The following is a 7,573-nucleotide window of genomic DNA, read 5'->3' as shown; positions in this document are numbered from 1 at the left end:
TGGGGCGGCTTCTGCACGACGCTCGCCATTTTCGGGCTTACGCTCCTGTTCTCGATTCCGCTGGGCCTGCTCATCGCGGTCCTCAAGATGAGCAAGTGGCGCGTGGTGCGTTACCCGGTGTCGTTCTACATCTCGGTGATGCGCGGCACCCCCTTGCTGCTCCAGATTGTGGCAATTTATTTCGGTTCCTACTACCTGAGCGAATATGCGGGCGTGGATTTTTCGTTTGACCGCTTCCCGGCGGTGATTGTAGCGTTTTCGATAAACTATGCGGCCTACTTTGCCGAAATTTTCCGCGGGGGCATCCAGTCCATACCCAAGGGGCAGTACGAGGCCGCCTACATGCTGGGCATGACTCGCACGCAGACGTTCTTCCGCATTATCCTCCCGCAGGTGGTGAAGCGCGTGGTACCCGCGAGCGCCAATGAAGTCATCACCCTGGTGAAGGATACCTCGCTTGCGCAGGTGATTGCGGTGACGGAACTTTTTGCGCTAGCCAAGAAACAGCAGGCCGCCTATGCGAGCATTTACCCGCTGTTCGTGGCGGGCGTATTCTACTATGTGGCGAACCTTTTGCTGAGCGTGCTTTTCGCCTACGTGGAACGCAAGCTCAATTACTATAAGTGAGGCGTGGAATGGAAAACGTGAACGAATCTGCGCCGATCCTCAAGGTAGAACACGTCAAGAAGTCCTTTGGCGACTTGCATGTGCTCAAGGATATCTCGTTTGACCTGAAGGCGGGCGAGGTACTCTCGATTATCGGACCCAGCGGTTCCGGCAAGAGCACGCTGTTACGCTGCCTTACCCAGCTCGAAACGGTTGACGGTGGCCTGGTGCAGGTCGACGGCAAGGACATGGTAGTGCCTGGCGTTTCGGCGAAGGGACCTTTAGGCTCTGGCCCGGCGGTCAAGTATGCGCCGGCGAAAACGCTCCGCGATATTCGACTTTCTACGGGGCTCGTGTTCCAGAACTTCAACTTGTTCCCGCACTTGACGGTGCTTCAGAATATCTGCCTCGCTCCGGTGCGCGTGTTGGGGGACGAACGCAAAGATGCCCGCGCGATGGGGCGGTTCCTGCTCAAGCGTATGGGCCTCGAGGGCAAGGAAAACTCTTATCCCTGCGAACTCAGCGGTGGCCAGCAGCAGCGGGTGTCTATTGCCCGCGCGCTCGCGATGAACCCGAAAATTCTTTTCTTTGACGAACCCACCTCTGCGCTGGACCCGGAACTGACCGGCGAAGTGCTCAAGATTATCAAGAAACTTGCCGAAGACAAGATGACCATGGTCATCGTGACTCACGAGATGGCTTTTGCCCGCGACGTGGCCGATAAGGTCATCTTCATGGACGGCGGCGTCATCGTGGAACAGGGAACTCCCGACCACGTGTTCCGCAAATCGGGCAACGAGCGCCTCGCACAGTTCCTGTCGAGATTTTCAAAGGCGTGATGTGATAAGCGTTAGCGCAGCGGGAATTCCTTGTAGTCCTTGACTCCGAATTCCTGACGCAGGTAGTCCCAGCGCACCAGACGGTTTTTCCAGTAGTACTTGCGGTACAGGCGGCGTGCCACGCGGCTTGTTAGTTCGTACGGAATTGTGTGGTGGTCGTCCGCGACACTTTCCATCGAGATGCGGAAATCGAGTTCACCGTTCACGACGTCGACCGTTTCTCCGACCTGGACATCGGGAATGTGGCTCACGTCGACCATCGTCGCGTCCATGCATACGCGGCCGAGAATCGGGCAAAGCTGTCCGCGGATAAAGACGAATCCCTTGTTGTATTCGCCACGCAGGTAGCCGTCACCGTAGCCGATGGCGATGGTTGCGATGCGCGTGGGCTGTTGCGCCATCCAGTAGCCACCGTAGCTCACCGTCTCGCCGGGCTTTACGTCGTGGATGTGGCGGATGGTGGACTTGATTTTCATGACGGGCTTGATGGGCCACGGCGAGGGGGCCGCCCCCATGCAGTTGTAGCCGTAGAGCGCAAGGCCCGGACGCACCATGTCGAAGTGGCTTTCGGGGCGTGTGAGCGTACCCGCAGAACTTGAACAGTGACAGATTTCCGGACGGAGGCCTTCCGCTTCAAGCACGTCCACGAGCCGCGTGAAGCGCTGGATCTGGATATCGGTTTTCGGGTTCCCCGGCATGTCGGCTGTGGCGAGGTGCGTGAACATGCCTTCGAACTTGAGACTCTTGAGGCTGAGCGCCGCGCGGATGTTGTTGAAGTCCTCGGCATCGAAACCGTAGCGGTTCATGCCGGTATCAATCGCCAAATGCGCCTTGCAGGTCGTGCCCGTTTCCTTGAGGAACTGGTCGAACGCCATGGCCGTGCGGATGTCCGTAATGGCGGCAGTGAGCTGGAATTCGACGAAGTAGGCGAAGTCTGCGGGCGTGCAGGGGCCGAGAACCAGGATGGGCAAGTCCATACCGTATTGGCGAAGCAGCATCCCTTCGCTAATGTGGGCGACTCCGAGGTAGTCGGCTCCACCGAACTTGGCGGCAAACGAGCAGGCGAGACTCCCGTGTCCGTAGGAATCGGCCTTCACTGGCAGGAGAATCTTCGTGTTCGTGGGTATCTGGCTGCGGATAAATTGAATGTTATTGCAGAGGGCGTCCAGGTTGATTTCAATCCAGTTCGGGCGTGCGATCTTGTTTAAGTCGGGGGGAGTCTGTAGAAGTTTCATGATGGCGAAAATATAATATGTTTAGAGCGCCCTTAGCGGTATTGTGTACTCCAGCGTCGCTTGAAGCGGGGCTCGTCCAGGACTTTCGCCCAGATGAATCCCTTACGCACGTCGGCGATATTTTTCGTCGAGACGAGGGCTGCATGGCGGCGAACCGGAGTTTCGTCGTCATCGGCTGATACAGCCGCGATGGCGGCCGCATTTTCGCGGGCGGCCTTGGCGCGGGCTTCGAGTTCGTTGAGTTCGCGTTGGCGTTCGAACTCGGCTTTATGAACATCTTCATCCGCATCTTGCCGCACCTGTTCCGTGGCCTCGTTCTTTTTGCTACTGGAGGTCTGGCTGTCAGTACGGTTCAGCAGGTTTTCGAGTTCGTCGAGGTCGTGCACCAGCACGTCGCATTCGCCTTCGCCCATGTCTCGGCCCACGATCCGGTGGGCCTGCAAGTCCATGAGCATTTCGGCTGCGGTATTCTCGTCGACATCGAAGGAGTCCATCAGGAATTCAAGGTCGATGACGTCTTCTCCGATGACCTCTTCGGCGATATCCCGGAGCGTAAGCGGTTCGCTCGGATCACGATGCGGTTCCTCCACAGGGGGAGTCGGCGGTTCGATATTTCCTTGCTCTGCCTCGCGCTGCGCATTTTCGAACTGGCGGATCAAGTCCTGCAACGAGCGGGGCGGGGCTGCTTGCTGCGCCTCGTCCTGGGAATCTTCCGCATGTTCGTTATCGTAATCGCCGGGCACGGAGGGAGGCAGATGTTTCTGTTCCCTTGATTTCTTGACCTTGTTCTCGAAGATCGCGATGACGACTGCGATGGCTAGGAATATTAGGGTTTCCATATTGCCCTACAAACGTTTACTTGGCCTCGGGAGCGTTGCCGATTTCCTTCCTCATCTGGGTGTCGGCTTCGATATTCTTGAGGTTGTAGTAGTCCATCACGCCGAGCTTGCCGTCGCGGAGAGCAGATGCCATGGCCATCGGGATCTGGGCTTCGGCTTCCACGAGCTTCGCCTTCATTTCCATGACCTTCGCCTTCATTTCCTGTTCGGCGGCGTAAGCCATGGCGCGGCGTTCTTCGGCCTTGGCCTGCGCAATCTTCTTGTCGGCTTCGGCACGGTCGGTTTCGAGGATGGCGCCGATGTTCTGGCCCACGTCCACGTCTGCGATGTCGATGGAGAGAATTTCGAATGCGGTACCGGCGTCGAGGCCCGATGCGAGCACCTTCTTGGAAATCATGTTCGGGTTCTCGAGCACGTCCTTGTGAGTTTGTGCGGAACCGATGGACGAGACGATGCCTTCACCCACACGGGCGATTACGGTATCTTCGCCTGCGCCACCGACGAGTTTCTGGATGCTGGCACGCACGGTAATACGCGTAATGGCATGCAGCTGGATACCGTCGAGGGCCACTGCCGAAACCTTCGGGGTCGTGATGACCTTCGGGTTCACGGACATCTGCACGGCTTCGAGCACGTTACGGCCGGCGAGGTCGATAGCTGCGGCTTCCGTAAAGTTGAGCTTGATGTTCGCCTTGTTTGCTGCAATCAGGGCCTGAATCACGCGGAGCACGTTACCGCGGCTGAGGTAGTGGGCTTCGAGCAGGTTCGTGTCTACGGGAAGGCCCGCCTTGCAGCTGAGGATTCGTGCTTCCACGATGACTTGGGGCGGCACCTTACGCAGGCGCATACCGATGAGCTGGAAAATGCTCACGTTTGCCCTGGAGAACAAGGCCTGGAGCCAGAGGCTGAAGAACTTGCCGATAAAGGCGAGAAGGATGATGACGGCGATGGCCGCAATGATGATTCCAACGATAAGGAGTGTATCCATTGTTTGTCTCCGGTGTTATTTTTTCAAATTCTACTAAAATTTTTAGGCGTTCTCGTCCAGAACGACCCAGATATGGCCTTCCTGCACGGATTCGACCTTCACGCGGGTGTTTGCCTCGATGATTTCGCCGTGGGTCTGCACGTCAAACAGCTTGGTGCTGCCGTCGGGCATAGTAAAGCTGGCCTGGCCTACGGGGCGCAGGAACGTCTTTGCTGTACCGGTGTCGCCTACATGCACTTCCTGCACGGATTCCGTGGGGGAGGCGGCGGTTTCCAGGTCGGTCTTGAGCATGGGGGTCCAGCCTTCGGGCAGGAGCGGAATCAGGTACTTGCTCGCGGCAATCGGGAACACGAGCGCGACGCCCGCACAGCATAGCATGTAGAGCAGTCCCAGTAGCCATGGGGTCGCATCGAACGTCGTCTCGACGGCGTCGGGGACGTATTCCGGGAGTTCTCCGGGCGAGAACGACATCGCAAGCGCGATAATCATGCAGATGATGCCGCCGATGCCGAACAGGAATGTTCCGGGCATCACGAATATTTCTACAAGGAAGAGGATTACACCCGCGACGAGCAGGATGGCTGGAATGTAGCCGTCGAGCTGCGGGGCGAACTGCCCGAGGAACACGATGCCGATGAGGATGATGCCGATGATACCGAAGAGCCCGAAGCCCGGAGTCTTGAACTCGATATAGAGCGCACCGAATCCGATGATGAGCAATATGCCGGAGATAGCCGCGATAGCGGCGGCGATGTCTTCGCCGAGCGTCGTCTCGACTTCACTGGCCTTCTCGATGGCAAGCGTCGTCTCGAATTCGTTACGGTCCTTGAACGTGCCCTTGGAGAACCCGAGTTCCATGGCTTCCTTGTCGGTCATGGTCAGGAGTTCGCCCTTCTTCACGAGAATCTTCGGGGCGCCCCAGAACTTCTTGTCGGCGCTGTCGAGGACAGCGTATTTCTGGCCTTCGATGATGAGCGTTGTGTCGCGTTCCGTCTTCTTGCCCTTGTCGAGCTTGGCGGTGAGTTCGAGCACTTCGAGTTCCGGAGTTACGAATGCGGAACTCAGCAGTTCGGGGTAGCCGTTGCGCTGGGCGAGGTTCCTGAACTTGGCACGGAGCGGGGACTGTATTTTTTCGCCGACGATTTGCGGGGTGCCGTCGCCGCCCTGCACAATGGGCGCGCAGTCACCGATGGTCGTGGCTTCGAGCATGTAGAGTTTTTTGCAGGCGAGAGCGATGAGGCTGCCTGCGCTGATGGCCTTCTTCTTCACGAGGGCGATGGTCTCGGGACCCTTGACCGCCATGATGGTATCGACCAGGTCGAAGGCGGCATCGAGCCTGCCGCCGAAGGTGTTGATTTCGAATACGATGTAGTCCGGTTTTTCCTTGAGGGCGTCGGCGATGGCGCGGGCACAGAAGTCGTACATGGAAGGTTCCACGTCGCCTTCGAGCTTAATCCAGACGGCGCGCTTCTTATTGGCTGTCATTCTGGAGGGAGTAGAGCGACCGATAGAATCCACGGCGCTGGAAACGTCGGTTGCAGAGGTTTTGTTGGCGTCGACAGTCGCAACGGCGGAGTCGCCTGTGGCGGCAAGGTCGTTGAGCTTGTCGAAACGACTGACGGAGGAATCCTGCGTTATGTTGGCGAAGGAGAATGCCACAAACAGCAGGAGTGCGGATAAAATTCTAGATAACGTCTTCATGTCCATAATGTATAAAAAGTTCGGCCGAAGGAGTTATGTTTTTACCAGAAATGGACGCCTATGCCCACGAAGAACCGGTGGTCCCATTGCTTTTCTTCGGCCAATTCATCCTCTTCAGTTTCGTCACTTGTTGCGGTCTTGGTGTCATGATAGATTCCCATGTACCGGAATTTAAGGGTCATGTATTCTGCGCCATGAAATTCGCCGGGCGTTTTTGACATCCAAAAACGGAAATCTGCTTGTAAACCGGCTGTAAAGAAATCCCATCCACCGGCAAAAGGCTGAATTTTTAGCCACTTGTTTTCGTATACGTCAATTCCTGCCGTAACGAAAAACTCGTCAAAATCATTGCGTACTTTTGCTTGGTCCTCTTTTATTGTTATGGAGGATTCTCCATTTATATAAGATGGAGTGAGAATGAACCTGGAAATCTGTATGGGAACGCCCACTACAAAAGTCGAAGAGTTCCCTATAAATAGCTCAAGCCCCAGGCCGCCTGTATAAAATTTATCCTTATAATAGGCTCTGAATTCTTTATATCTCTTTAGAGAATCCTCAATATTCCTGGAAACTCTCTTCAGCCACTCCGAATACTCCGATTCCGGATAGTTCTCGCAAAAGGCTTCCATTCTTATAAGCATCATTGTGGCGGCAAGCGTATCAATGTCGTTATGGAAATCAACACCTTCTTCTGATCGAATACGGATAATGTTTGCCATGCTGTCAGGGCTGATGTTCTCTGATAAGGTCTTAAGATAAATCCAGTATCCCTTATCGTACAAAATAAAATAAGGGTGCAAATCTACAAGAATTTCTGCAAGATCCCTGTATTCCTGCTTTATGTTTGCCTGTGCCGCCTCGGTCATGTACTCCTTCAATTTCAAATGACGTTCTTCTAGGTCGCGCTCCGCAGGACGGTCCGTATATTCGGCTGCAAAGCGGCTCTCGTTTCTTAGATAATGGTATAGGGAATCGTTGGCGAAGGAGTAACGGACTTTTTTACGCTCTTTCATGAGCATATTCGCGAATTGCGGGACAGCCAGGTCGTAACGCGCCTGTATCAGGTTTACCTGGAGAATTTCCAGACTGTCTATCGCCGATTCCGGAACCTTTTCATACGACAACACGAGAAGGACGCTGTCGACCTTGGTCGTGTTGCCCGTCTTTAGGGCTTGCAACAGGTCTGCGCGCGTGTTCAGCTCGCTCTGCATCTCGGCAGGGTTTACTTTCACCTTGTTGTATTCGACTTGCTCGGGACCGATGCCTTGGGAAAATGCAAACGCTGCGAACAGCAGGAGTGTCGATAAGATTCGTTTATACGGCATCATACTCCCAATATATGAATATTTGGGAGAAGTGGGTGGG

The 7,573-nt window shown here is 55.4% G+C and carries 7 protein-coding genes; 2 read left to right on the top strand and 5 right to left on the bottom strand.

The features are described from left to right. Positions 1-627: amino acid ABC transporter permease (locus B4B27_RS03990; protein WP_290723901.1), on the top strand; the 627-nt coding region annotated here is incomplete at its 5' end. A gap of 8 nt (positions 628-635) precedes the next feature. After that, entirely contained in the window at positions 636-1,445 is an 810-nt protein-coding gene (locus B4B27_RS03985; protein ID WP_290723899.1) for an amino acid ABC transporter ATP-binding protein, read from the top strand. 11 nt (positions 1,446-1,456) lie between these two features. Here the strand turns inward: B4B27_RS03985 and alr are convergent, their stop codons facing one another. From alr to B4B27_RS03960, 5 genes are read right to left on the bottom strand one after another with little or no spacing between them, the layout of a single operon-like run. Then, positions 1,457-2,680, bottom strand: a complete 1,224-nt coding sequence (gene alr, locus B4B27_RS03980; protein ID WP_290723897.1) for an alanine racemase — start codon at positions 2,678-2,680, stop codon at positions 1,457-1,459. A 32-nt stretch (positions 2,681-2,712) separates the two neighbouring features. Next, positions 2,713-3,519, bottom strand: a complete 807-nt coding sequence (locus tag B4B27_RS03975; protein ID WP_290723895.1) for a hypothetical protein — start codon at positions 3,517-3,519, stop codon at positions 2,713-2,715. Between the two features lie 16 nt (positions 3,520-3,535). Further along, positions 3,536-4,507 (bottom strand): flotillin-like protein FloA, encoded by a 972-nt coding sequence (gene floA, locus B4B27_RS03970; protein ID WP_173382619.1) that lies wholly within the window; start codon positions 4,505-4,507, stop codon positions 3,536-3,538. A 42-nt stretch (positions 4,508-4,549) separates the two neighbouring features. Continuing rightward, on the bottom strand, positions 4,550-6,208 hold the full coding sequence (locus tag B4B27_RS03965) for an NfeD family protein (RefSeq protein ID WP_290723892.1): 1,659 nt from the start codon (positions 6,206-6,208) through the stop codon (positions 4,550-4,552). Positions 6,209-6,249: 41 nt separating this feature from the next. After that, positions 6,250-7,536 (bottom strand): hypothetical protein, encoded by a 1,287-nt coding sequence (locus B4B27_RS03960; RefSeq protein WP_290723890.1) that lies wholly within the window; start codon positions 7,534-7,536, stop codon positions 6,250-6,252. Positions 7,537-7,573 lie beyond the last annotated feature (37 nt).

The sequence above is a fragment of the Fibrobacter sp. UBA2449 genome (genome assembly GCF_002342555.1).
GTDB lineage: Bacteria > Fibrobacterota > Fibrobacteria > Fibrobacterales > Fibrobacteraceae > Fibrobacter.
This window is presented reverse-complemented; position numbering and strand designations above follow the sequence as displayed.

Excerpts from the sequence above, each read along its gene's own strand:
- B4B27_RS03985 (WP_290723899.1), top strand. The coding sequence starts at position 636 with ATGGAAAACGTGAACGAATCTGCGCCGATCCTCAAGGTAGAACACGTC.
- alr (WP_290723897.1), bottom strand. The coding sequence starts at position 2,680 with ATGAAACTTCTACAGACTCCCCCCGACTTAAACAAGATCGCACGCCCG.
- B4B27_RS03975 (WP_290723895.1), bottom strand. The coding sequence starts at position 3,519 with ATGGAAACCCTAATATTCCTAGCCATCGCAGTCGTCATCGCGATCTTC.
- floA (WP_173382619.1), bottom strand. The coding sequence starts at position 4,507 with ATGGATACACTCCTTATCGTTGGAATCATCATTGCGGCCATCGCCGTC.
- B4B27_RS03965 (WP_290723892.1), bottom strand. The coding sequence starts at position 6,208 with ATGAAGACGTTATCTAGAATTTTATCCGCACTCCTGCTGTTTGTGGCA.
- B4B27_RS03960 (WP_290723890.1), bottom strand. The coding sequence starts at position 7,536 with ATGATGCCGTATAAACGAATCTTATCGACACTCCTGCTGTTCGCAGCG.